21 protein-coding genes and 1 pseudogene are annotated in these 22,486 nt (G+C 60.0%); 16 read left to right on the forward strand and 6 right to left on the reverse strand.

Annotation, left to right across the window (positions count from 1 at the left end):
- Positions 1 to 74: 74 nt before the first annotated feature.
- Positions 75 to 440 (reverse strand): YkgJ family cysteine cluster protein, encoded by a 366-nt coding sequence (locus PSJE_RS16180; protein ID WP_046043993.1) that lies wholly within the window; start codon positions 438 to 440, stop codon positions 75 to 77.
- A 267-nt stretch (positions 441 to 707) separates the two neighbouring features.
- On the opposite strand from PSJE_RS16180, the gene PSJE_RS16185 reads away from it, so the two are divergent.
- On the forward strand, positions 708 to 2,057 hold the full coding sequence (locus tag PSJE_RS16185) for a spinster family MFS transporter (protein ID WP_090453549.1): 1,350 nt from the start codon (positions 708 to 710) through the stop codon (positions 2,055 to 2,057).
- Positions 2,058 to 2,227: 170 nt separating this feature from the next.
- On the opposite strand, the gene rapA is transcribed toward PSJE_RS16185, so the two are convergent.
- Complete coding sequence (rapA, locus tag PSJE_RS16190; RefSeq protein ID WP_057716096.1) at positions 2,228 to 5,074, reverse strand: RNA polymerase-associated protein RapA; 2,847 nt, start codon at positions 5,072 to 5,074, stop codon at positions 2,228 to 2,230.
- Between the two features lie 217 nt (positions 5,075 to 5,291).
- On the opposite strand from rapA, the gene PSJE_RS16195 reads away from it, so the two are divergent.
- From PSJE_RS16195 to ccoM, 3 genes are all read left to right on the forward strand, one after another.
- A complete protein-coding gene (locus tag PSJE_RS16195; protein WP_090453550.1) occupies positions 5,292 to 5,633 on the forward strand; it encodes an aspartate-semialdehyde dehydrogenase in 342 nt (113 codons plus the stop codon).
- A 99-nt stretch (positions 5,634 to 5,732) separates the two neighbouring features.
- Entirely contained in the window at positions 5,733 to 5,894 is a 162-nt protein-coding gene (locus PSJE_RS31310; RefSeq protein WP_008016476.1) for a hypothetical protein, read from the forward strand.
- Between the two features lie 143 nt (positions 5,895 to 6,037).
- Entirely contained in the window at positions 6,038 to 6,148 is a 111-nt protein-coding gene (gene ccoM / locus PSJE_RS31950; RefSeq protein ID WP_007976669.1) for a cytochrome c oxidase subunit CcoM, read from the forward strand.
- A gap of 289 nt (positions 6,149 to 6,437) precedes the next feature.
- On the opposite strand, the gene PSJE_RS16205 is transcribed toward ccoM, so the two are convergent.
- Both PSJE_RS16205 and PSJE_RS16210 read right to left on the reverse strand, forming a co-directional pair.
- Entirely contained in the window at positions 6,438 to 7,913 is a 1,476-nt protein-coding gene (locus PSJE_RS16205) for an inorganic phosphate transporter (protein WP_057716094.1), read from the reverse strand.
- A 376-nt stretch (positions 7,914 to 8,289) separates the two neighbouring features.
- Positions 8,290 to 8,490 (reverse strand): hypothetical protein, encoded by a 201-nt coding sequence (locus tag PSJE_RS16210; RefSeq protein ID WP_007986337.1) that lies wholly within the window; start codon positions 8,488 to 8,490, stop codon positions 8,290 to 8,292.
- A 685-nt stretch (positions 8,491 to 9,175) separates the two neighbouring features.
- Between PSJE_RS16210 and pcaR the strand changes: the two genes are divergently transcribed.
- The 11 genes from pcaR (at position 9,176) to pcaC (ending at position 19,959) form a co-directional block, all read left to right on the forward strand.
- Positions 9,176 to 10,018: a pca regulon transcriptional regulator PcaR gene (gene pcaR / locus PSJE_RS16215; RefSeq protein WP_090453552.1), complete on the forward strand. Its 843-nt coding sequence runs from the start codon at positions 9,176 to 9,178 to the stop codon at positions 10,016 to 10,018.
- Between the two features lie 123 nt (positions 10,019 to 10,141).
- Positions 10,142 to 11,488: a 4-hydroxybenzoate transporter PcaK gene (gene pcaK / locus PSJE_RS16220; RefSeq protein ID WP_057716092.1), complete on the forward strand. Its 1,347-nt coding sequence runs from the start codon at positions 10,142 to 10,144 to the stop codon at positions 11,486 to 11,488.
- Between the two features lie 269 nt (positions 11,489 to 11,757).
- On the forward strand, positions 11,758 to 12,615 hold the full coding sequence (locus PSJE_RS16225; RefSeq protein ID WP_090453553.1) for a CoA transferase subunit A: 858 nt from the start codon (positions 11,758 to 11,760) through the stop codon (positions 12,613 to 12,615).
- On the forward strand, positions 12,615 to 13,394 hold the full coding sequence (locus tag PSJE_RS16230; RefSeq protein WP_057716091.1) for a CoA-transferase subunit beta: 780 nt from the start codon (positions 12,615 to 12,617) through the stop codon (positions 13,392 to 13,394). The genes PSJE_RS16225 and PSJE_RS16230 overlap by 1 nt, the downstream gene beginning before the upstream one ends.
- Positions 13,391 to 14,596 carry a 3-oxoadipyl-CoA thiolase gene (gene pcaF, locus PSJE_RS16235; protein ID WP_174245503.1) on the forward strand — a complete coding sequence of 402 codons (1,206 nt, stop codon included), beginning with the start codon at positions 13,391 to 13,393 and terminating at the stop codon, positions 14,594 to 14,596. Before PSJE_RS16230 ends, pcaF begins: the two co-directional genes overlap by 4 nt.
- Before the next feature lie 37 nt (positions 14,597 to 14,633).
- Positions 14,634 to 15,338, forward strand: a complete 705-nt coding sequence (gene pcaH / locus PSJE_RS16240; RefSeq protein WP_057716089.1) for a protocatechuate 3,4-dioxygenase subunit beta — start codon at positions 14,634 to 14,636, stop codon at positions 15,336 to 15,338.
- Between the two features lies 1 nt (position 15,339).
- Positions 15,340 to 15,906 (forward strand): protocatechuate 3,4-dioxygenase subunit alpha, encoded by a 567-nt coding sequence (gene pcaG / locus PSJE_RS16245; protein WP_090453555.1) that lies wholly within the window; start codon positions 15,340 to 15,342, stop codon positions 15,904 to 15,906.
- A 133-nt stretch (positions 15,907 to 16,039) separates the two neighbouring features.
- Positions 16,040 to 17,344 (forward strand): MFS family transporter, encoded by a 1,305-nt coding sequence (locus tag PSJE_RS16250; RefSeq protein ID WP_090453557.1) that lies wholly within the window; start codon positions 16,040 to 16,042, stop codon positions 17,342 to 17,344.
- A 43-nt stretch (positions 17,345 to 17,387) separates the two neighbouring features.
- Positions 17,388 to 18,752, forward strand: a complete 1,365-nt coding sequence (locus PSJE_RS16255; protein WP_090453559.1) for a 3-carboxy-cis,cis-muconate cycloisomerase — start codon at positions 17,388 to 17,390, stop codon at positions 18,750 to 18,752.
- Between the two features lie 12 nt (positions 18,753 to 18,764).
- The gene (gene pcaD / locus PSJE_RS16260; RefSeq protein WP_090453561.1) at positions 18,765 to 19,556 is read left to right on the forward strand and encodes a 3-oxoadipate enol-lactonase; all 792 of its coding nucleotides are present in this window, start codon (positions 18,765 to 18,767) and stop codon (positions 19,554 to 19,556) included.
- 10 nt (positions 19,557 to 19,566) lie between these two features.
- Positions 19,567 to 19,959, forward strand: a complete 393-nt coding sequence (gene pcaC, locus PSJE_RS16265) for a 4-carboxymuconolactone decarboxylase (RefSeq protein ID WP_008016493.1) — start codon at positions 19,567 to 19,569, stop codon at positions 19,957 to 19,959.
- Positions 19,960 to 20,080: 121 nt separating this feature from the next.
- On the opposite strand, the pseudogene PSJE_RS30625 reads toward pcaC, so the two are convergent.
- Positions 20,081 to 20,182: pseudogene (locus PSJE_RS30625) on the reverse strand (OprD family outer membrane porin); the annotation flags it as partial.
- A gap of 159 nt (positions 20,183 to 20,341) precedes the next feature.
- On the opposite strand from PSJE_RS30625, the gene PSJE_RS16270 reads away from it, so the two are divergent.
- A complete protein-coding gene (locus PSJE_RS16270) occupies positions 20,342 to 20,827 on the forward strand; it encodes a hypothetical protein (RefSeq protein WP_090453563.1) in 486 nt (161 codons plus the stop codon).
- Positions 20,828 to 21,086: 259 nt separating this feature from the next.
- Here the strand turns inward: PSJE_RS16270 and PSJE_RS16275 are convergent, their stop codons facing one another.
- The gene (locus PSJE_RS16275; protein WP_090453565.1) at positions 21,087 to 22,346 is read right to left on the reverse strand and encodes an OprD family porin; all 1,260 of its coding nucleotides are present in this window, start codon (positions 22,344 to 22,346) and stop codon (positions 21,087 to 21,089) included.
- Positions 22,347 to 22,486 lie beyond the last annotated feature (140 nt).

Here is a 22,486-nt window from a genome sequence, read left to right on the forward strand (position 1 = left end):
ATGGAGCGCAAGCAGTAGTGGCATATTGATGCCAATTTTTTTGATATTAGGCTAATAGCGATTAGTGCTATGACTCAGGCGATTTGCTTCTGAGGCGTCTCGAACGCGGGTTGCAGGGCCGGCAAACCGAAAGCCGCACGGGCCGCGTCGCAATCGGGATTTGCCAGGCCGTCGACCCACGAAGCGTCGAACTCCCGACAGGTGCTGGAGCGTTTTTCGTAAATGGAGCACTGCACCGTACTGCCCACGTCTCCGACCAGGCTGGTGCAGCGCACGGGTTTGCAGCCGGTTCCGAGCATCGCGACCCGACTGGGGCTGATCTGCTCGACAAGCTCATCGGGTACCGTCCCCCCGGACGAGGCGCATTCACCCCAGAAAAATGACACGCGAAAATGAGAACAGCAGGCACCGCAATTCAGACACGGACTGGCTTCGGACATGGGCGATTATCTAAGGAGGAGTGGAGACACAGGGGGGAAACAAGGCCGCTATTCTAGGCTTCGCCAACGGCTTGGGAAGGGGGGCTGAAAGGTATTTTTCATCGCTCGGACGGACTGCGAAATACCCGTCCCGCGAAAGCTCCTACAGGTTGCGTCCCATGGGTTGGTATCAGCCTGGCGAATAATGAAAGACAGGCGCGGCCGGCCTGTCTAGATTGCAAAGACCGGGGGCAGTGACGCCCCAAAAACAATAAAAGAGACGGACCCATGCAGAACTCGACCCAAGCGGCCAATGCCTGGCGCATTCTGTTCCTGTTGTTCCTGGCCAATCTGTTCAATTTTTTCGACCGCACCATCCCGGCCATCATCATCGAGCCCATTCGCATGGAATGGCACCTCAGTGATTTCCAGTTGGGGATCATCGGGACGGCATTCACCATCGTCTACGCCATTGCCGGCTTGCCGCTGGGGCGCATGGCCGATACCGGATCGCGCAGCAAGCTGATGGGTTGGGGGCTGGCGGTATGGAGCGGGTTGACCGCCGTCAACGGCATGGTGGGCAGTTTCTGGAGCTTCCTGATCGTGCGCATGGGCATCGGCATCGGCGAGGCCAGTTACGCGCCAGCCGCCAACTCGCTGATCGGCGACTTGTTTCCGGCGCACCGTCGGGCGCGGGCCATGGGGATCTTCATGCTGGGGCTGCCCTTGGGGCTGTTGCTGGCGTTCTTCACCATTGGCGCGATGGTCAAGGCCTTCGATAGCTGGCGCGCACCGTTCTTTATCGCGGCGGTGCCCGGGCTGATCCTGGCGATCTTCATGTTTTTCATCAAGGAACCGAAGCGCGGCGCTGCCGAGAGCGTTCAGGTTTCGCAGGAAAAGATCGATCGGCCGATCCGTCGGGTATTGGCAGTGCCAACCTTCCTGTGGCTGGTGATGGCCGGCCTGTGTTTCAACTTCGCCACCTATGCTTGTAACTCGTTTCTGGTGCCGATGCTGCAACGCTACTTCCTCATGCCGTTGCAGGATGCCGCAGTGGCGACCGGGGTTATTGTCGGTGTGACCGGGCTGGTCGGCCTGACCCTCGGTGGCTGGATCGCGGACAAGATTCACCAGCGCATCGCCAACGGGCGGCTCCTGTTTGCCGCCTTCAGCCTGGTGATTTCGACGGTCTGCACCGCGTGGGCGCTGCATTCCGGGCGAATCGAGATCGGTGTGTTTGTCGCGGTATTCAGTATGGGCTGGCTGTTCGCCTACAACTTTTACACCTGCGTGTACACGGCGATTCAGGATGTGGTCGAGCCGCGGTTGCGGGCAACGGCGATGGCGCTGTTCTTTGCCGGGCTGTACCTGTTGGGCGGTGGCCTGGGGCCGGTGGTGGTCGGGGGCTTGTCGGATCACTTCGCCCACGCGGCGATGCTTGCGGCGGGCGCGGAGCAAATGACTGAGGCGTTTAAGGCGGTCGGCCTGCATGACGCGATGTACCTGATACCGGTGGCGTTGTTGCTCACCGTGGTGTTTCTGTTCCTGGCTTCGCGGTGTTTTGTGAGGGACGCTAAGCGGATGAAGGACGGGTTGGTGGCGGTGGTTGAGCCTGACAGTTCTGCGGTGACTGCTTGACCGCTATCGCGAGCAAGCTCGCTCCCACAGGTATCTCATAGGCACTGAAGATCCAATGTGGGAGCGAGCTTGCTCGCGATGAGGCCATCAGCAGCACTACTGAATTTGAAGTAAACAAAAAAGGCCCGCATCGCTGCGGGCCTTCTTTTCATAGCGGTGGAGGAGGGTTGTTAACCCGCCACCAGCACCCGAATCGCTTCCAGTCGCAGCGCAGCCTTGTCGAGCATGGCCAGGCCTTGCTCGCGTTGTTTGCGCAGGGCCACCAGTTCGCTGTCGCGCACGGTTGGGTTGACCGCTTGCAGGGCGGTCAGGCGCGCCAGTTCTTCGTCGGTATCGGCGGCCAGGCGACGCTGCGCCTCGGCGACACGTTCAGTGTGGCGCGGCAGGATCTTCGCTTCACCGGCGTTGATCCGTGGCGTCAGTTGGTCACGCTGGGCCTGGATGAACTTGTTGGCGCTGGCACGCGGCACGCTTTCGAGCTGGTCGTTCAAGGTTTCGAACGACACGCGGGCCGACAGGTCGTTGCCGTTGGTGTCGAGCAGGCAGCGCAGGGCGGCCGGCGGCAGGTAACGGCCCAGTTGCAGCGAGCGCGGGGCAACCACTTCGCTGACATAGAGCAGTTCCAGCAACACGGTGCCAGGTTTCAGCGCCTTGTTCTTGATCAGCGCCACGGCGGTGTTGCCCATGGAGCCGGACAGCACCAGGTCCATGCCGCCCTGAACCATAGGGTGCTCCCAGGTGATGAACTGCATGTCTTCGCGAGACAGCGCCTGGTTACGGTCGTAGGTGATGGTCACGCCTTCGTCGTCGCCCAGCGGGAAGCTGGCGTCGAGCATTTTTTCGCTCGGCTTGAGGATCAGCGCGTTTTCCGAATGGTCTTCGCTGTCGATGCCGAAGGCGTCGAACAGGGTTTCCATGTAGATCGGCAGGGCGAACTGATCGTCTTGCTCGAGGATGTCTTCAACCAGCGCATCACCTTCGCCAGCGCCACCGGAGTTGAGCTCCAGCAAACGGTCGCGGCCGGTGTGCAGTTCGGCTTCAAGGCGCTCACGCTCGGTGCGGGCTTCGTCGATCAGCGCTTGCCACTCACCGTCATCGGCTTCTTCGAGCAGCGGCAGCAGGCGCGGGCCGAACTGGTGCTGCAAGGCGTTGCCGGTCGGGCAGGTGTTGAGGAACGCATTCAGTGCTTCGTGGTACCACTGGAACAGGCGCTCTTGCGGGCTGGTTTCCAGATACGGCACGTGCAGTTCGATGATGTGCTTCTGGCCGATCCGGTCCAGTCGACCGATACGTTGTTCCAGCAGGTCCGGGTGGGACGGCAGATCGAACAGCACCAGGTGATGGGAGAACTGGAAGTTGCGACCTTCACTGCCGATTTCCGAGCAGATCAGCACCTGCGCGCCGAATTCTTCGTCGGCGAAATAGGCGGCGGCGCGGTCACGCTCGAGGATGTTCATGCCCTCGTGGAACACCGTGGCCGGGATGCCGGAGCGCACGCGCAGGGCGTCTTCCAGGTCCATGGCGGTTTCGGCGTGGGCGCAGATCACCAGCACTTTGGTGCGCTTGAGCATCTTCAGTTGATCGATCAGCCATTCGACGCGCGGGTCGAATTTCCACCAGCGTTCTTCTTCACTGGCGTCCGGTTGGGCCTGGAAGCTGACTTCCGGGTACAGCTCGGCGTGATCGCCCAATGGCAGTTCGAGGTATTCGTCCGGGCACGGCAGCGGGTACGGGTGCAGCTTGCGCTCCGGGAAACCCTGCACGGCAGCGCGGGTGTTGCGGAACAGCACGCGGCCGGTGCCGTGGCGGTCGAGCAATTCACGCACCAGACGCGCGCTGGCTTCAGTGTCGCCATCGTTGACGGCGGCCAGCAGGGCTTCGCCTTCGTTGCCGAGGAAGCCGTGGATGGTCTTGTGGGCTTGCGGCGACAGGCGTCCCTTGTCCAGCAACTCCTGAACGGCTTCAGCCACCGGGCGATAGTTTTCGCTCTCGGCGCGGAAGGCTTGCAGGTCGTGGAAACGGTTCGGGTCGAGCAGGCGCAGACGAGCGAAGTGGCTGTCCTGGCCCAGTTGTTCCGGGGTGGCGGTCAACAGCAGCACACCGGGAATGGTCTCGGCGAGTTGCTCGACCAGGGAATACTCGGGGCTGACCTGATCTTCGTGCCACACCAGGTGGTGAGCCTCGTCGACCACCAGCAAGTCCCAGCCCGCCGCGAACAGCGCGTCCTGGGCTTTCTCGTCGTCCACCAACCACTCAAGCGCGACCAGTGCGAGCTGGGTGTCTTCGAAGGGGTTGCTGGCATCGCTTTCGATGAAGCGTTCTTCGTCGAACAGCGCGACCTGCAGGTTAAAGCGGCGGCGCATCTCGACCAGCCACTGGTGCTGCAGGTTTTCCGGAACCAGGATCAGCACGCGGTTGGCGCGGCCCGAGAGCAATTGGCGATGGATCACCAGGCCGGCTTCGATGGTTTTGCCCAGGCCCACTTCGTCGGCCAGCAGAACCCGTGGCGCGATACGGTCGGCGACTTCGCGGGCAATGTGCAACTGGTGCGCGATCGGTTGCGCACGCACGCCACCCAGACCCCAAAGGGAGGACTGCAACTGGCGACTGGTGTGTTCCAGTGTGTGGTAACGCAGGGAGAACCAGGCCAGCGGGTCGATCTGGCCGGCGAACAGACGGTCGCTGGCCAGGCGGAACTGGATGAAGTTCGACAGTTGGGTTTCCGGCAGGGTGACCACTTCGTTCTGCCCGTTGAGGCCGTGGTAAACCAGCAGGCCATCGACGTCGTCGACTTCGCGAACGGTCAGCTTCCAGCCTTCGAAGTGAGTGATGGAGTCACCGGGCGAAAACCGCACACGGGTGAGGGGCGCATTCCTTAGCGCGTACTGGCGAGTGTCGCCAGTGGCCGGATAGAGCACGGTCAACAAGCGGCCGTCCTGTGCCAGAACGGTGCCTAAACCCAGCTCGGCTTCGCTGTCACTGATCCAGCGTTGCCCCGGTTGATACTGCTGCGCCATGCTGCCTGACTCCCACCTGAAAAAGCGGGCTATCTTAACGGAATGAGGGCCTCAGGGCCAAAGGACTCTCAGAAAAACTCACAGTCATACGTTAGCCCACCTGTGCATGACGCGCCGCCCGGTGCACTAATGAGTGCCAAATGAGTCACAGTTTGCGACCGATGGCTCAAGTCGCCATCCCCGCAGCCGACAGCCTGCTGACAGGAGACTGAAAACCATGCTGCCACCGATGCTCCCCTTGAGTGCCGTGCCGATCACTTCACAGACCGACCCGATCCGTCAGCGTCCGGATATTCCTCCGGTGGTGCCGGTTCAGGAAAGCTCCAGTGAAAGCACGATCGACCTGCAAAAGCGCAATCCTGAGGAGGACGGACTGGTGCTGCGCGAGGAACAGCGCCGCAGGCAGGACCAGGAACGACGTCGCCACGAAGCTGATAATGACCCGCAGGCTCACCTGGCGATTCCCGGGGATGAGCTCAATGCCGACAACACCGTGCCGGTGGCGCCGCTGATGGAAGATCAGCCGCGGCAAGGGTTGTGGGTCGATATCGAGATTTGAGCGCAGGCTGGTCAGCACGGCCGTCAGGCCGCATTATTGGCGCAGGGTTGCCGAACGCTACGGCGGCTTAAACTCATTTCAAGCGATGCACTGACTGCCATGAGCCAAGACGACAAACTGATTGACCTCAATGCCGAGCGCGCCAAGCGTGTTCATGACCTCAATGACAAGCGGCTCAATGAAGTTCGCCAGGCGTTCGAGCAGGCCATGCCATTGGGCAAGGCCAAAAAAAAGCCGAAAAACAAACCGAAAAAGCGCTGAAATCCCCCGCATTCATTGATGCGGGTCAAACTTCTCCCTTCCTCTTGCCCAGTCTCGGGCGACATTGATCCCGGTCAATATTCTCTCCTGCCCGTTTGGTTAACTTAGCCCTATCGCAACAGGGCAGGTACAGGAGACGCGTCATGTTTTTCGACAACGTGGTGATCGCCGGAGTGCTGACTGTCAGCCTCATGTTTGTATTTTTTGCAGGGTTCGGACTTTTTATCTGGAAGGATTCGCACAAGCGGAAATAACCGTAGTTCTTTCTGGATGTAATGAGCACGCAAGGCATTTTGGGCAACTTCGGTTGCCCTTTTTTTTGCCTGTAAAAAACTATCGGCAAACATGTGACCCTGTAGGAGCGAGCTCTGCTCGCGATGGACGCCAACGATGACGCGGGCTGCCTGAATGTACGCGTTGTCCTTGCGGTCATCGTCGGAACGCCGCCCGGAGCAGAGCTCGCTCCTACAGTGATTTTTTGCGATTGGCGGCAATAAAAAAGGCGCGGTCCTTGCGGAGCGCGCCTTTTTCGATGCCGCTGTATCAGCTACCCAGCGCCTTCGAGGCCAGCCAGAACAACCCGGCCGACAGGGCCACGGTGGCTGGCAGGGTCAATACCCAGGCCAGCAGGATGGTTCTGACGGTGCCGCCTTGCAGGCCGCTCTTGTTGGCGACCATGGTGCCCGCCACGCCCGAGGACAGCACGTGGGTGGTGGAAACTGGCAGGCTGAAGATGTTCGCCATGCCGATCAGGCTAGCGGTGGTGATCTGCGCCGACATGCCTTGGGAGTAAGTCATGCCTTGCTTGCCGATCTTCTCGCCAATGGTCAGTACCACGCGTTTCCAACCGACCATGGTGCCCAGGCCCAGGGCCAGTGCTACCGCCAGAATCACCCAGAACGGAGCGTATTCAGTGGTGGTGGTCAGGTCTTTGCGCAACTTGTCCAGGTCAGCCTTTTCACGGGCCCCGAGCGTTGGCAATTTGCTGACTTTCTTCGCGGTGTCATCCAGGCAGAGCAGGTAACGACGTACTTCGATGCGGCTTTCCGCCGACAGCGAATGGTAGTCGGCTACACCCTTGAGGGTGCCGAGCAGGGCGGTAATGGTCGGTTCGGTCTGTTGCGGGTTGCAACGGAATTTCTCCGGCAAGTCGCCGTTCAAGCTCTTGCCCAGGGCCAGGAACTCGCCCAGGGTTTCGGAATTGCGCTGGTAGAACTGGCTCAGGTGCAGGGTCGCGTCGCGAGTCCGCTCGATCTGATAAGTTGTGCTGTTCAGGTCGAGGACGAACTGGGCCGGCACGATACCGATCAGGACCAGCATGATCAGGCCGATACCTTTCTGGCCATCGTTGGAACCGTGAACGAAACTCACGGCCATGGCCGAGATCACAAGTACCAGGCGATTCCAGAACGGCGGGTGTTTCTTGTCGTCGATCTTGCGGCGCTGTTCCGGCGTCTTGTGCATCTTCGACAGCGGACGCCACCATTTAAGACCGATCAGGATCAGCGCGGCGATCAGGAAGCCTGCCATTGGCGAGAATACCAGCGACATGCCGATATCGATCGCCTTTTGCCAGTTCACCCCGTCAGCCAACGGAATTTCGTTGATCAGGGCGTTGGCCAGGCCCACGCCGAGGATCGAACCGATCAGCGTGTGGGAGCTGGAGGCGGGGATACCGAAGTACCAGGTGCCCAGGTTCCAGGTGATGGCTGCGGCGAGCAACGAGAACACCATGGCCAGTCCGTGACCGGTGTTCACATTGATCAGCAGTTCTACCGGCAGCAGGTGGACGATGGCATACGCCACGCCGACCCCGCCCAGCAGCACGCCGAGGAAGTTGAACACACCGGAGAAGAACACCGCCAGGTGAGGCGGCATGGCTTTGGTGTAGATAACGGTCGCCACCGCGTTAGCGGTGTCATGAAAGCCGTTGATGAACTCGAAGGCGAGGACAAAGGCCAGGGCGAGCAAGAGGCTCACAAGCACCCAAGCATCCAGTCCGCTGAATAAATCGATCATGAAGGTTTTCTGACCCGGTCATAAGGGGGCGCGATTATGCCAGAAAAGACTGCTAATCAATGCACTAGCTGCTCATCGGTAACATTCTTCAACGAATTTTTTTGCCGCAGGACCTGAAAACCCACGGTTTTGCTGTGTTTTTTAAGTCATTGATTTTATTGAAAAAATAGACTGTCACAAAACCTTCACGGCCCGGCAGGAGGGGCTTGAACGGTTGTGAGAAAAATCTGAGAAATAGGTCAGATACCGGAAATCTGCCTGATTCGACGACGGTGATGGCCGCTGCCCGCTCGTAGCGGGCGCGAAAGGCAACATCAATACATCCCGCTTTTAACGGGTGCAGAGGCAGGTTCTTGTAAGGATCAGGCCGAAGCAGTCACGGCTCTTCGGCTTTGAGTTCCTTTTCCATTTTTTGAAGTTCTTGCTGGAAAACCTGATCCTGAACGGTGGCGCGTTTACGCCAGGGTTTACGTTCCGGTTCGGGTTGAGCGGCGTAAGTGGTGACTTCTCCGCCGTAAACTTCCTTGTAACGTTGTTCCTGGCGCTCTAGTTCCGCGCGCAGTTCGTCTTTCGTCACAGTGCTACCTGATTGAGTTGGGATAAATTCTGGTGAAAACGCGCTGCATCAAATCGTTTGATCACGTTCGTCGAGTGGGCAATGCCCGTCAAGGCATCGTTTTTGGCAACAACGTGATCAATACTTCCATGTCACAGGCGGCCACGACACCAGAGATAAATAGCTGACGTAGCTTCAGTTTCCTGTTTCGGCAAGCGCGATGGCAAGGCTGTGCAATGCGGATCTGGCGCTTGCAACGGGCAACGGCGATGGAACATCGCCTGGCCGGGCAGCGGGTTCGGCAAGTAAAAAACCGAAGCGCTACTGAATTGTATTATAGCGGCCGATTTGAAGAACACTATCTCCAAAGAGTTAAAAGTGAATCTTGGTGTGTGACCGTTTTGTTGCTCGAAACTTTGCGATTAACTAGAACGTCGACGGATACCGCATTGCTGCGATGCCTTTCTGACGCCACTAAATCAGGCAAGTTACGGTAATTGGATTGCCCCATTAAGTCCTGTGTCGAGTCGGCGTAAACATGGGGGCGCAAGTCAGCGAAAACCGGGCATCAGCGCATGTGATTTACACGACGGATTGCGATTATCGGTCGAGCGTTCGATAATCGCACAGAGTTGGCGGGCCGGGCTTGAGCGCCAGGCTCGCCCTTTGTAATAGTCGCTGATCCGAATGGGTAAAAGGACCTTGTATGAACGATCAAATGCGCAATTCCTTCGCTTCAGTGGCGCCTCCCATCGTTGCCTCACCTGCCAAACGGATCCAGGCACTGACCGGCGACCCGGATTTCATGACGTCCCTGGCCCGCGGCCTGGCCGTGGTGCAAGCGTTCCAGGAGCGCAAACGACACCTGACCATCGCCCAGATCAGTCACCGCACGGAAATTCCCCGCGCCGCTGTGCGCCGTTGCCTGCACACCCTGATCAAGCTCGGCTACGCCACCACCGACGGCCGCACCTATTCGCTGCTGCCCAAAGTGCTGACCCTCGGCCATGCCTATGTGTCATCTACGCCGCTGGCGGTTTCCGCCCAGCCTTACCTGGACCGCATGAGCGAGCAACTGCACGAGGCCTGCAACATGGCCACGCTGGAGGGTGATGACATTCTGTACATCGCGCGCTCCGCGACCACCCAGCGGCTGATTTCGGTGGACCTGTCGGTGGGCGGGCGCTTGCCGGCCTATTGCACCTCGATGGGGCGGATCCTGCTGGCCGCACTGGATGACACCTCGCTGGGCGAATACCTCGACCACGCCGAATTGCAAGCCAAGACCAGCCGCACGATCCACACCCCCGAGGCGTTGCTCGAATGCCTGCAAGAGGTGCGAAAGCAAGGCTGGTGCATCGTCGACCAGGAACTCGAGCAAGGACTGCGTTCGATTGCCGTCCCGGTGTACGACGCTTCCGGGCAGGTGGTTGCGGCCCTCAATGTCAGCACTCACGCCGGGCGAGTCAGCCGCAATGAACTGGAACAGCGGTTCCTGCCCGGTTTGTTGAGCGCCAGCCGCGACCTCAGCGCCCAGTTGTTTGCCTAAGCCGTTCGATAAACGCACAGAGTCGCGTTTATCGAATTGACGCTGTTTCCTCCGGATCATTACTGTCGCGGCTTCGTCGGCATCTGCTGACATCGTTCGACCGCGATCCGTGGGATAAAAATAATGAACCAGCCTCAGTCTGCTGTAGGTAACTGCCTCGACGTGCAGTCCTTCATCAATGCCCAACCCATTTCGCGCTACCAGTGGCGCGTGGTGATCCTGTGTTTCCTGATTGTCTTCCTCGATGGCCTCGACACCGCGGCAATGGGCTTCATCGCCCCGGCCCTGTCCCAGGACTGGGGTATCGACCGAGCCAGTCTCGGCCCGGTGATGAGTGCGGCGTTGATCGGCATGGTCTTCGGCGCACTGGGCTCCGGCCCTCTGGCTGACCGCTTCGGGCGAAAAGTCGTACTGGTCGGCGCGGTGCTGTTGTTCGGTGCCTTCAGCCTGGCCTCGGCCTACAGCACCAATGTCGATCAGCTGTTGGTGTTGCGCTTCCTGACCGGCCTGGGTCTGGGCGCCGGCATGCCGAACGCCACCACGCTGCTGTCGGAATACACCCCTGAGCGCAAAAAGTCCCTGCTGGTGACCAGCATGTTCTGCGGCTTCAACCTCGGCATGGCTGGCGGCGGATTTATCTCGGCCAAGCTCATTCCGGCCTTTGGCTGGCACAGCCTGCTGCTGATCGGTGGAGTGCTGCCGCTGATCCTCGCCGTCGTTTTGCTGTTCTGGTTGCCGGAGTCGGCGCGTTACCTGGTGGTGCGCAACCGCGGTACGGACAAAGTACGCAAGGCACTGGCGCCGATTGACCCGACGGTGGTGGCCCAGGCGTCCAGTTTCAGTGTGCCGGAACAGAAAACCGTGAAGGCGCGCAACGTGTTCGCGGTGATCTTCTCCGGCACCTACAGCACCGGCACCTTGCTCTTGTGGCTGACCTACTTCATGGGCCTGGTGATCGTTTACCTGCTGACCAGTTGGCTGCCGACGCTGATGCGTGACAGTGGCGCGAGCATGGAGCAGGCCGCCTTCATCGGCGCGCTGTTCCAGTTTGGTGGCGTGCTGAGTGCGGTGGGCGTGGGCTGGGCAATGGACCGGTTCAATCCGCACAAGGTCATCGGCACTTTCTACCTGCTGGCCGGGGTGTTTGCCTACGCGGTAGGGCAGAGCCTGGGCAACATCGCGCTGTTGGCGACGCTGGTGCTGGTGGCCGGGATGTGTGTCAACGGTGCGCAATCGGCAATGCCGTCACTGGCTGCGCGGTTTTATCCGACTCAGGGGCGGGCCACCGGCGTGTCGTGGATGCTCGGGATCGGCCGCTTCGGCGCCATCCTCGGGGCGTGGATGGGCGCGACGCTGCTGGGCCTGGGCTGGAACTTCGAGCAAGTGCTGACGGCGCTGGTGATTCCGGCGGCGCTGGCGACGACGGCAGTGGTGATCAAGGGCATGGTCAGTCATGCGGATGCGACCTGACAGTCTGATCCGGAATCTCGTGTGATGTAGATGGCCTCTTCGCGAGCAGGGCTCGCTCCCACAGTTGATTGCAATCCTCTGTGGGAGCGAGCCCTGCTCGCGATGCATTTTGGGATAGGTAGCCAGACAACAATGTGTTCGATAATCGAACGCTCAGTCGATTATCGGATTGTTTGGCCTTTTTCAGAAGCTTAACCTTCAGTCATTCCGGCGCTGCGCATCGGCGCCTTCTTCCACTGTCGGTTAACAATAAACGGGAGCCTGCCCCAATGGCTGAAATCCTTTCGCTGCACGACGCGGTGAAGCAATTCGTAAACGACGGCGATACGGTCGCGCTCGAAGGCTTTACTCACCTGATCCCGACGGCCGCCGGTCACGAAATCATTCGCCAGGGCAAGAAAGACCTGACCCTGGTGCGGATGACCCCTGACTTGATCTACGACCAGTTGATCGGTGCCGGTTGTGCCCGCAAACTGATTTTCTCCTGGGGCGGCAACCCGGGTGTCGGCTCACTGCATCGCCTGCGTGACGCAGTAGAGAAACAGTGGCCCCACGCGCTGGAAATCGAAGAACACAGCCACGCCGACCTGGCCAACGCCTACGTCGCCGGGGCATCCGGCCTGCCGTTCGCGGTGCTGCGTGCCTACGCCGGTTCCGATTTGCCGAAGGTTAACCCGCTGATCAAATCCGTGACCTGCCCGTTCACCGGCGAAGTGTTGGCAGCAGTGCCTTCGGTGCGTCCGGATATCACGGTGATTCACGCGCAGAAAGCCGACCGCAAGGGCAACGTGCTGCTGTGGGGCATACTCGGCGTGCAGAAAGAAGCTGCGCTGGCGGCCAAGCGCTGCATCGTCACCGTTGAGGAAATCGTCGACGACCTCAATGCGCCGATGAACTCCTGTGTGCTGCCAACCTGGGCCTTGAGCGCGGTTTGCCACGTACCTGGCGGCGCGCATCCGTCCTACGCCCACGGTTACAACAAACGCGACAACCGCTTCTACCAGGCCTGGGACCCGATTGCCCGCGACCGTGAAACCTTCACCGCGTGGATCAACGAATACATCCACGGCAGCGCTGACTTCAGCGAGTTCCAGGCCAAACTGGCCGCCGCTTCGGAGGCGAAGTAATGACTTACACCACCAATGAAATGATGACCGTTGCCGCTGCCCGTCGCCTGAAGAACGGCTCGGTGTGCTTCGTCGGCATCGGCCTGCCGTCGAAAGCGGCCAACCTGGCGCGCCTGACTTCCTCGCCTGATGTGGTGCTGATCTACGAATCGGGCCCGATCGGTGCCAAGCCAAGTGTACTGCCACTGTCGATCGGTGACGGTGAACTGGCGGAAACCGCTGACACCGTAGTCCCGACCGGTGAGATTTTCCGTTACTGGCTGCAGGGCGGGCGCATTGACGTCGGTTTCCTCGGCGCGGCGCAGGTCGACCGTTTCGGCAACATCAACACCACCGTCGTGGGTGATTACCACGCGCCGAAAGTCCGTCTGCCGGGTGCAGGTGGCGCGCCGGAGATTGCCGGTTCCGCCAAGAGCGTGTTGATCATCCTCAAGCAGTCGTCGCGCTCCTTTGTCGACAAACTCGATTTCATTACCTCGGTCGGCCACGGCGAGGGCGGCGATTCGCGCAAGCGTCTCGGTCTGCCAGGCGCCGGACCGGTGGGGATCATCACCGATCTGTGCATCATGGAGCCGGAAGCCGGTACCCATGAGTTCGTGGTCACTGCACTGCATCCGGGTGTGACCCGCGAGCAAGTGGTTGATGCCACTGGTTGGGCGATTCGCTTTGCCGACCAGGTTGAGCAAACCGCCGAGCCGACTGAAGTCGAACTGACCGCGCTGCGCGACCTCGAAGCCCGTACCGCTGCCGCACACGGCCAAGCCCCCGGAGAAGCGTGATGCGTGACGTTTATATCTGCGACGCGATTCGTACCCCTATCGGCCGTTTCGGTGGTGGCCTGTCGACGGTGCGTGCCGACGACCTGGCTGCCGTGCCAATCAAGGCCTTGATGGAGCGCAACCCGTCGGTGGACTGGAACGCGGTGGACGAGGTGTTCCTCGGCTGCGCCAACCAGGCCGGTGAAGACAACCGCAACGTGGCGCGCATGGCGCTGCTGCTGGCTGGCCTGCCGGAAACCATTCCCGGCGTGACTCTCAACCGCCTCTGCGCTTCGGGCATGGATGCCATCGGCACCGCGTTCCGCGCCATCGCCAGCGGCGAGATGGAGCTGGCGATTGCCGGCGGCGTCGAGTCGATGTCCCGTGCGCCGTTCGTGATGGGCAAGGCCGATGCCGCTTTTTCGCGCAACATGAAGCTCGAAGACACCACCATCGGCTGGCGCTTCATCAACCCGTTGATGAAGGCCCAGTACGGCGTGGATGCGATGCCGCAGACCGCTGACAACGTGGCCGACGATTACAAGGTGTCCCGCGCCGATCAGGACGCGTTCGCCCTGCGCAGTCAACAACGCACGGCCGCCGCACAAGCCGCCGGGTTCTTCGCCGAAGAAATCGTTGAAGTGCGCATAGCCCACAAGAAGGGTGAAACCGTGGTCAGCCAGGACGAGCATCCTCGCGCCGACACCACCCTGGAAGCTCTGACCAAACTCAAACCGGTCAACGGCCCCGACAAGACCGTCACCGCCGGCAATGCCTCGGGTGTAAACGACGGCGCCGCCGCGTTGATCCTGGCTTCGGCCGAAGCGGTGAAGAAACACGGCCTGACTGCCCGTGCCAAAGTGCTGGGCATGGCCAGCGCCGGTGTTGCCCCGCGGGTGATGGGCATTGGCCCGGTGCCGGCGGTGCGTAAACTGATCGAGCGCCTCGGTGTAGCGGTCAGCGATTTCGACGTGATCGAGCTCAACGAAGCCTTCGCCAGCCAAGGCTTGGCGGTGCTGCGTGAACTGGGGATCGCGGACGACGCGGCCCAGGTCAACCCGAACGGTGGCGCGATTGCCTTGGGTCACCCGTTGGGCATGAGCGGCGCGCGGCTGGTGTTGACCGCATTGCATCAGCTGGAAAAAACCGGTGGCAAGAAAGGTCTGGCGACCATGTGCGTCGGTGTCGGTCAGGGTCTGGCCCTGGCGATCGAGCGCGTCTGACGCGCTCTGAAGACTTATACGAACTGAGGAATGTTTCATGACTGACAAGCCTGGTTACCGTCGCCCGCAGGAAGGCACCCAGCCGGAGTACCTGCACCCGACCTATCAATCCACCAACCTGCGCTCGCCGTCCAAGCCGTTGGTGTTCCTGCCGCATTCGCTGTCGGAAATCACCGGTCCTACCGTCGGCGCCGAGCGCATCAACGAGAAGGATAACGACCTGACCGCCCAGCACGAGGGGCAGCCTCAGGGTGAGCGCATTATCATCCACGGCCGTGTGCTGGATGAAAACGGTCTGCCGGTGCCGGGAATTCTGGTGGAGATCTGGCAGGCCAACGCCGCCGGTCGCTACGCCCATGCCCGCGACCTGCACGACGCACCGCTGGACCCGAACTTCACCGGCACCGGCCGCACCGTGACCGACGCCGATGGCTGGTACCAGTTCCAGACCATCAAGCCCGGCGCCTATCCATGGGGTAACCACCACAACGCCTGGCGCCCGGCGCACATCCATTTCTCGCTGTTCGGGCCGAGCATCCTGACGCGCCTGGTGACGCAGATGTATTTCCCGGGCGACCCGCTGCTGGCGTACGACCCGATCTACAACTGCGTACCCGATACCAGCGCCAAAGAGCGTTTGATCGCCACGTTCGATCTGGAAAAAACCATCCCTTCCTATGCCCTCGGTTATCGCTGGGACATCGTATTGCGCGGCCGCGACGCCACGCCGATGGAGAAATAAGATGACGCTGACTGCGACCACGTCCCACACCGTCGGGCCGTACTACCACATCGGCCTGACCTGGCTGAACCGCGAAAACCTGACCGTCGAACAAACCCTGGGCGAGCGCGTAGCGATCACCGGGCAAGTGGTCGACGGCAATGGCGACATCGTCAACGACGCGATGCTGGAAGTCTGGCAGGCCAACGCCGCCGGCAAGTATGACCACCCCGAAGACGACCAGGACAAACCCCTGGACCCGAACTTCGAAGGCTTTGGCCGGGTGCCGGTGGATGCCGAAGGACGCTTTCGCTTTACCACCATCAAGCCCGGTACGGTCGAGGGCCTCAAAGGCACGACCCAGGCACCGCACCTTGTCGTTCTGGTGTTTGCCCGTGGTTTGGTGAAACACCTGCTGACGCGGATCTACTTTGATGGCGAGGTGGCCAACGTCAACGATCCGTTGCTGGAGTGCGTGCCGGCCGAGCGCCGCAGCACCTTGCTGGCCAAGAAGGATGCGTCGGGTGTTTATCAGTGGAATGTGATTCTGCAGGGTACCGATGCCGAGACGGTGTTCTTCGACTATTAAGTGAACACCGCAACACCTTGTAGGAGCTGGCAAGCCAGCTCCTACAGGGGATCTGTGTTGCTGATTTATCTGCGGAACGGGAGTGTTGCAAAGTGTGTCTAGACTCTCACTGTCCCCATTGAGTGAAAAAACAATGACAACACCCACAGCGCCTATAGCTCTTTATACGGGCGAAGAACGCAGCAAGCGGATCTTCGCCATTGTCGGTGCCTCGTCCGGCAACCTGGTTGAATGGTTCGACTTCTACGTCTACGCCTTCTGTGCGATCTATTTCGCACCGGCCTTTTTCCCGTCCGATAACCCCACCGTGCAGCTGGTCAATACCGCTGGCGTGTTCGCCGCCGGGTTCCTGATGCGGCCGATTGGTGGCTGGATTTTCGGGCGCTTGGCGGACAAGCACGGGCGCAAGAATTCGATGTTGATCTCGATTCTGATGATGTGCTTCGGCTCGCTGCTTATCGCCTGCCTGCCGACCTACAGCAGCATTGGGGTCTGGGCGCCGATCCTGTTGCTGTTCGCCCGTTTGCTGCAAGGCTTGTCGGTGGGCGGTGAGTACGGCACTACCGCAACCTACATGAGTGAAGTGGCGCTCAAGGGCCAGCGCGGTTTCTTCGCCTCGTTCCAGTACGTGACCCTGATTGGCGGCCAATTGCTCGCGGTGTCGCTGGTGGTGGTCCTGCAACAGTTCCTCACCGAAGATGACCTGCGTGCCTACGGCTGGCGGATACCCTTCGTGGTGGGTGCCATGGCGGCGCTGGTTTCGCTGTATCTGCGTCGTTCGCTCAAAGAAACCACCAGCAAGGCAATGCGCGAAAACAAGGACGCCGGCAGCATCAGCGCCCTGTTTCGCGACCATAAAACCGCATTCATCACCGTACTCGGTTACACCGCCGGTGGTTCGCTGATCTTCTACACCTTCACCACGTACATGCAGAAGTACCTGGTGAACACCGCCGGCATGCCGGCCAAGACCGCCAGCTACATCATGACCGGCGCGCTGTTCCTCTATATGTGCATGCAGCCGATTTTCGGCATGCTCGCCGACAAGATCGGCCGGCGTAACTCGATGCTCTGGTTCGGCGCCCTCGGCACGCTGTGCACCGTGCCGATCCTGTTGAGCCTGAAAAGCGTGACAAGTCCGTTTCTGGCCTTCGTGTTGATTACCCTGGCGCTGGCGATCGTCAGTTTCTACACCTCCATCAGTGGCCTGGTGAAAGCCGAGATGTTCCCGCCCGAGGTGCGTGCATTGGGTGTCGGCCTGGCGTATGCGGTGGCGAATGCGATTTTCGGTGGTTCGGCGGAGTATGTGGCCTTGAGCCTCAAGGCCGTGGGCATGGAAAACTCGTTCTACTGGTACGTGACGGTGATGATGGCGATAGCGTTCCTGTTCAGCCTGCGTCTGCCGAAACAGGCGAAGTATCTGCATCACGACCTTTGATCTTCACGCGCGGACCGCAGGCCCGCGCCTCCAGGAATTGTTTATGAACCAGCGACCGGGCAATCAATTGTTCGATGCCTATTTCACGGCCCGCGACATGCGTGAGGTGTTCTGCGATCAGGGTCGGGTCCAGGCCATGCTCGATTTCGAAGCGGCATTGGCCCGGGCCGAAGCACGGGTCGGGATGATTCCGTCGAGTGCTGTCGCGCCGATTGAAGCAGCTTGCCGTGCCGGGCTTTATGATTTTGCGATGTTGGGCGAGGCCATTGCCACGGCGGGTAACTCGGCGATTCCGTTGGTCAAGGCGCTGGGCAAGCAGATCGCGGCCACCGATGCCGAAGCCGAGCGCTATGTGCATCTGGGCGCGACCAGCCAGGACGTGATGGACAGCGGCCTGGTGCTGCAACTGCGCCGGGCGCTGGAACTGATCGAGAGCGACCTGGCACAACTGGGGCAGACACTCGCGTCCCAGGCCCAGCGCTACGCGACCACGCCATTGGCCGGACGCACCTGGCTGCAGCATGCGACACCGGTCACCCTCGGCATGAAGGTCGCCGGCTGGCTGGGGGCGGTGACCCGCAGTCGCCAACGCTTGGCCGAACTCAAGCCGCGTCTGCTGGTGCTGCAATTCGGCGGTGCGTCCGGAACCCTTGCGGCCCTTGGCGAACAGGCCATGCCGATTGCCCAAGCGCTGGCCGAAGAACTGCAACTGACCTTGCCCGATCAGCCGTGGCACACCCAGCGCGATCGTGTGGTGGAGTTCGGCGCTGCGCTCGGCCTGATCGCCGGCAGTCTCGGCAAACTCGGGCGTGATATCAGCCTGTTGATGCAAACCGAGGCCGCCGAAGTGTTCGAGCCTTCGGCGCCGGGCAAGGGCGGTTCCTCGACCATGCCGCACAAACGCAATCCGGTGGGCGCGGCGGTGTTGATCGGCGCGGCGACTCGCGTACCCGGTTTGCTCTCGACGCTGTTCAGCGCCATGCCCCAGGAGCACGAGCGCAGCCTCGGTCTGTGGCATGCCGAGTGGGAAACCCTGCCGGAAATCTGCTGCCTGGTGTCGGGCAGCCTGCATCAAGCATTGTTGATCGCCCAAGGGCTGGAAGTGGATGCCGAGCGCATGGCGCGCAATCTCGATTTGACCCAGGGCCTGGTGCTCGCCGAAGCGGTGAGCATCGTCCTCGCGCAGCGGGTTGGGCGCGATACCGCGCATCATCTGTTGGAGCAATGCTGCAAACGCGCCGTGGCCGAACAACGTCACCTGCGTGCGGTCCTCGGCGACGAACCACAAGTGACCGCCGAACTGTCGGCGGCTGAGCTCGATCATCTGCTGGACCCTGCCCATTACCTCGGCCAGGCCAAAACCTGGGTCGAGAGGGCGGTGGCTGAACATTCTGCATTGACTGCCTGAAGGAGACTTGCTGTGGCTTTTGTACAACTCGCCGAGGGCGAACTGCATTACCAACTCGATGGACCGGTCGATGCGCCGGTGCTGGTGCTGTCCAACTCCCTGGGCACGGACCTGCACATGTGGGATGCGCAGATCCCGGCGTTCTCCAAGCATTTTCGCGTGCTGCGTTTCGACACCCGCGGCCATGGCCAGTCATTGGTAACGCCGGGGTCTTACAGCATCGAGCAACTGGGCCGCGACGTGCTCGCATTGCTGGATGCCTTGCACATTGAGCGCGCGCATTTCTGCGGTCTGTCCATGGGCGGGCTGATTGGCCAGTGGCTGGGGATCAACGCCGGCGAGCGGCTGAACAAACTGATCGTGTGCAACACCGCAGCGAAAATCGGCGATCCATCGGTATGGAACCCGCGTATCGAAATGGTGCTGCGGGATGGTCAGGCGGCCATGGTTGCCCTGCGCGATGCGTCGATTGCGCGCTGGTTCACCCCGGACTTCTCCGAGGCCAACCCGGCGGCAGCCAAGCAGATTACCGACATGCTGGCGGCGACTTCGCCAGAAGGTTACGCGGCCAATTGCGCAGCTGTGCGCGATGCCGATTTCCGCGATCAGTTGTCCTCGATCAAGGCGCCGCTGCTGGTGATCGCCGGTACCCAGGATGCGGTCACGCCGCCGTCGGGTGGGCACTTCATTCAGGAACATGTACCGGGCGCCGAGTACGCCGAGTTCTATGCCGCGCACCTGTCCAACGTTCAGGCCGGCGCTGATTTCAGCGAACGCGTACTGGCGTTCCTGCTGGCTCGTTGAGGGATATTCCGTGGACGAGAAACAACGTTACGACGAAGGCATGAAAGTCCGTCGCGCGGTACTGGGCGATGCTCACGTCGACCGCAGCCTGACCACCCTGACCGAGTTCAACTCGGAGTTTCAGGAGATGATCACCCGCCACGCCTGGGGCGACATCTGGACCCGCGAGGGCCTGCCGCGCCATACCCGCAGCCTGATCACCATCGCCATGCTGATCGGCATGAACCGCGAGGGTGAACTCAAACTGCACCTGCGCGCTGCCGCCAACAACGGTGTCAGCCGTGGCGAGATCAAGGAAGTGATCATGCAGAGCGCGATCTATTGCGGGATTCCGGCAGCCAATGCGACGTTCCACCTGGCCGAGTCGGTGTGGGATGAGTTGGGGGTTGAGTCGCGGGAGTAAGCGGTAACGGTGAACAACCTGTGGGAGCGAGCTTGCTCGCGATGGCGTCGGCACATTCACTATTGATGTCGCCTGATACACCGCCATCGCGAGCAAGCTCGCTCCCACATTTGTTTTGTGTTTACAACAGGCTGATCGGGTAGCTGATGATCAGGCGGTTCTCATCGAACTCGTTGTTGCTGTAGTCGCGGCGCATGGTCGAGTTGCGCCATTTCATACTGATACCGCAGTGTGGAATAAGTTACTTGAGTGAAAAATACTAAAGCTTACTAGGTTTGCGTGGCTCATTGTACCTAGCAGTTCTGATAGTTGTATTTGCGTACTTTTGTATTAAGGTCTTGTAGGTAAATATCTTTCAAGTTCTGATACTGAGGTAACTGTAATGAGCGAAGAATTTATTAAGCGGGATTCAGCTTCGGCTGAGGTTTATAAAAATTTCCCCGATTTGAAAGCAGCTACTGGGTTTATGCGGTTGGAAATCACTAGGGGGAATGTTGTTGAAGAATATAAAGCTACCAGTTTTTACATGAGGGCGGATGAGACTTATGCTCTGATTTTCGCGAATATTGGCGATGCATTAGATGGTCAGAGAATTAAAATAAACTCTTTTGTAAAAATGGAAGCGGGGAAGCGCTACATACTCGGTCCTGGCAATGAATCAGTGTTGGCATGGTATATCGACATGAAAGGTGGTGGTAGTTATGAATCCATTGGTTCAGGAAAATTGGATGTAGAAACAGCTGTATCGAAACCACCTAAGCCTTATATTAAAGGTTCGATTGAGTTTATGTGTAGGGAAACGCCCTTCAGTGATACTTGGATGAAAGTGGTGGCGAAAGACTTTTGGGTTGAAGGTGATATGTCGTAAGAGTTGGTGAAAGGTCGTTGGGAAAAGCAGTGCATTAACATGCAGAGCGCAACTTACAGCTGCAACCCGGCGACCCACACGACGTTCCACCTGGCAGAGTTGGTGTGGGATAAGTTGGGGGTTGAGTCGCGGGAGTAGTCAGTAACACCGTGCAACCTGTGGGAGCGAGCTTGCTCGCGATGGCGTCGGCACATTCACTATTGATGTCGCCTGATACACCGCCATCACGAGCAAGCTCGCTCCCACATTTGTTTTGTGTTTACAACAGGCTGATCGGGTAGCTAATGATCAGGCGGTTCTCATCGAACTCGTTGTTGCTGTAGTCGCGGCGCATGGTCGAGTTGCGCCATTTCAGGTTCAGGTCCTTCAGCGCACCGCTTTGCACGGTGTAGCCCAGTTCACTTTCGCGTCCCCATTCCTTGCCGTCGGTGATGGTGCCGGTGTGCACATTGTCACCGCTGATGTAGCGGTTCATCAGGGTCAGGCCCGGAACGCCCAGGGCGGCGAAGTTGTAGTCGTGGCGTACTTGCCAGGATTTCTCCTGGGCATTGTCGTAGCTGGAGTTGTAGCTGTCGTTGGCCAGGGTACCGCCGCTGGTGCCGTTGACCCGCATCCAGGCGTTGTCGCCGGTGAGTTTTTGCAGGCCGACGTAGAAGGTGTTGCCGCCGTATTTGGCCGAGAACAAACCGTACATGGTCTTGTTGTCCAGCTCGCCGGCCAGGGCGCTGCCGTCATCCTTACCGTAGAAGAAACCCAGGTTGGCGCCCAGGGTCCAGTCACCCAATGGCTGGCTGTGGGTCAGGTTGATGAACTGCTGGCTGTAGATGTCCTTGAGCTCGGCGTTCCACAGGCCGATCTGGGTGCGCTTTTCGTTGAACAGGTATTCGCCGCCCTGAAAGTTGAAACGGTCGGAGGTGAACGCCGCTTTGCCGGTCATCGACATGTCGTCCATGCTGCTGTCATCGCGGGGGCTGTTCTGCCGGAACTGGCCGCCGTAGAGCGTCAGGCCATTGATCTCCTTCGACGTGATCTGGCCGCCCCGGAAGGTTTGCGGCAACGAACGACCGTCGTCCGAACGCAGGATTGGCAACACCGGCATCCACTCGCCGACTTTCACTTCGGTCTGCGACAGCTTGGCCTTGAACGCGACATTGGTGCGGCCGAAGTTATCCGCCGGGCGACCGTCATGATCCAGCGGCAGCAGTTGCGTACCGCCTGTGCCTTTACCGCCGTCGAGTTTCACCGAATATAAACTGAGCACATCCATGCCGAATCCGACGGTGCCCTGGGTGAACCCGGACTTGGCGTCGAGGATGAAACTCTGCGTCCATTCTTCAGCCTTGCCTTGGGCCTTGGTCGGGTTGGTGAAGTTGCGGTTGATGTAGAAGTTGCGCAGGTTCAGGTTGACCTTGGCGCCTTCGACAAAACCCGACTCTTCGGCGATGGCGGGCAGGGCCGCGCTGGCCAGGGCCATGGCAATCAGGCTGGGAACGAAGTACTGCGCGGGAGAAGGCGTCATGGGCTCGGGTCTCTCTAATTCTTTGGGATGAAGCGGGGTGATGCCGCAACCCTGGGTTGCAGACGAATATTCGAAATCAGCACGAACGAAGCGGATCAGCCGGAGAGGGCAGGGCGCGGGGGCATGGCGTCGAACCTGTT

This window comes from Pseudomonas jessenii, assembly GCF_002236115.1.
Taxonomy (GTDB): domain Bacteria; phylum Pseudomonadota; class Gammaproteobacteria; order Pseudomonadales; family Pseudomonadaceae; genus Aquipseudomonas; species Aquipseudomonas jessenii.

Bases quoted from the DNA above. Each gene is read 5' to 3' on its own strand.
- rapA (WP_057716096.1), bottom strand. From the start codon at position 5,074: ATGGCGCAGCAGTATCAACCGGGGCAACGCTGGATCAGTGACAGCGAA.
- PSJE_RS16185 (WP_090453549.1), top strand. From the start codon at position 708: ATGCAGAACTCGACCCAAGCGGCCAATGCCTGGCGCATTCTGTTCCTG.
- PSJE_RS16180 (WP_046043993.1), bottom strand. From the start codon at position 440: ATGTCCGAAGCCAGTCCGTGTCTGAATTGCGGTGCCTGCTGTTCTCAT.
- PSJE_RS16205 (WP_057716094.1), bottom strand. From the start codon at position 7,913: ATGATCGATTTATTCAGCGGACTGGATGCTTGGGTGCTTGTGAGCCTC.
- PSJE_RS16250 (WP_090453557.1), top strand. From the start codon at position 16,040: ATGACAACACCCACAGCGCCTATAGCTCTTTATACGGGCGAAGAACGC.
- PSJE_RS16195 (WP_090453550.1), top strand. From the start codon at position 5,292: ATGCTGCCACCGATGCTCCCCTTGAGTGCCGTGCCGATCACTTCACAG.
- PSJE_RS16270 (WP_090453563.1), top strand. From the start codon at position 20,342: ATGAGCGAAGAATTTATTAAGCGGGATTCAGCTTCGGCTGAGGTTTAT.
- PSJE_RS31310 (WP_008016476.1), top strand. From the start codon at position 5,733: ATGAGCCAAGACGACAAACTGATTGACCTCAATGCCGAGCGCGCCAAG.
- pcaK (WP_057716092.1), top strand. From the start codon at position 10,142: ATGAACCAGCCTCAGTCTGCTGTAGGTAACTGCCTCGACGTGCAGTCC.
- pcaG (WP_090453555.1), top strand. From the start codon at position 15,340: ATGACGCTGACTGCGACCACGTCCCACACCGTCGGGCCGTACTACCAC.
- PSJE_RS16255 (WP_090453559.1), top strand. From the start codon at position 17,388: ATGAACCAGCGACCGGGCAATCAATTGTTCGATGCCTATTTCACGGCC.
- pcaR (WP_090453552.1), top strand. From the start codon at position 9,176: ATGAACGATCAAATGCGCAATTCCTTCGCTTCAGTGGCGCCTCCCATC.
- PSJE_RS16230 (WP_057716091.1), top strand. From the start codon at position 12,615: ATGACTTACACCACCAATGAAATGATGACCGTTGCCGCTGCCCGTCGC.
- PSJE_RS16225 (WP_090453553.1), top strand. From the start codon at position 11,758: ATGGCTGAAATCCTTTCGCTGCACGACGCGGTGAAGCAATTCGTAAAC.
- ccoM (WP_007976669.1), top strand. From the start codon at position 6,038: ATGTTTTTCGACAACGTGGTGATCGCCGGAGTGCTGACTGTCAGCCTC.
- pcaH (WP_057716089.1), top strand. From the start codon at position 14,634: ATGACTGACAAGCCTGGTTACCGTCGCCCGCAGGAAGGCACCCAGCCG.
- PSJE_RS16275 (WP_090453565.1), bottom strand. From the start codon at position 22,346: ATGACGCCTTCTCCCGCGCAGTACTTCGTTCCCAGCCTGATTGCCATG.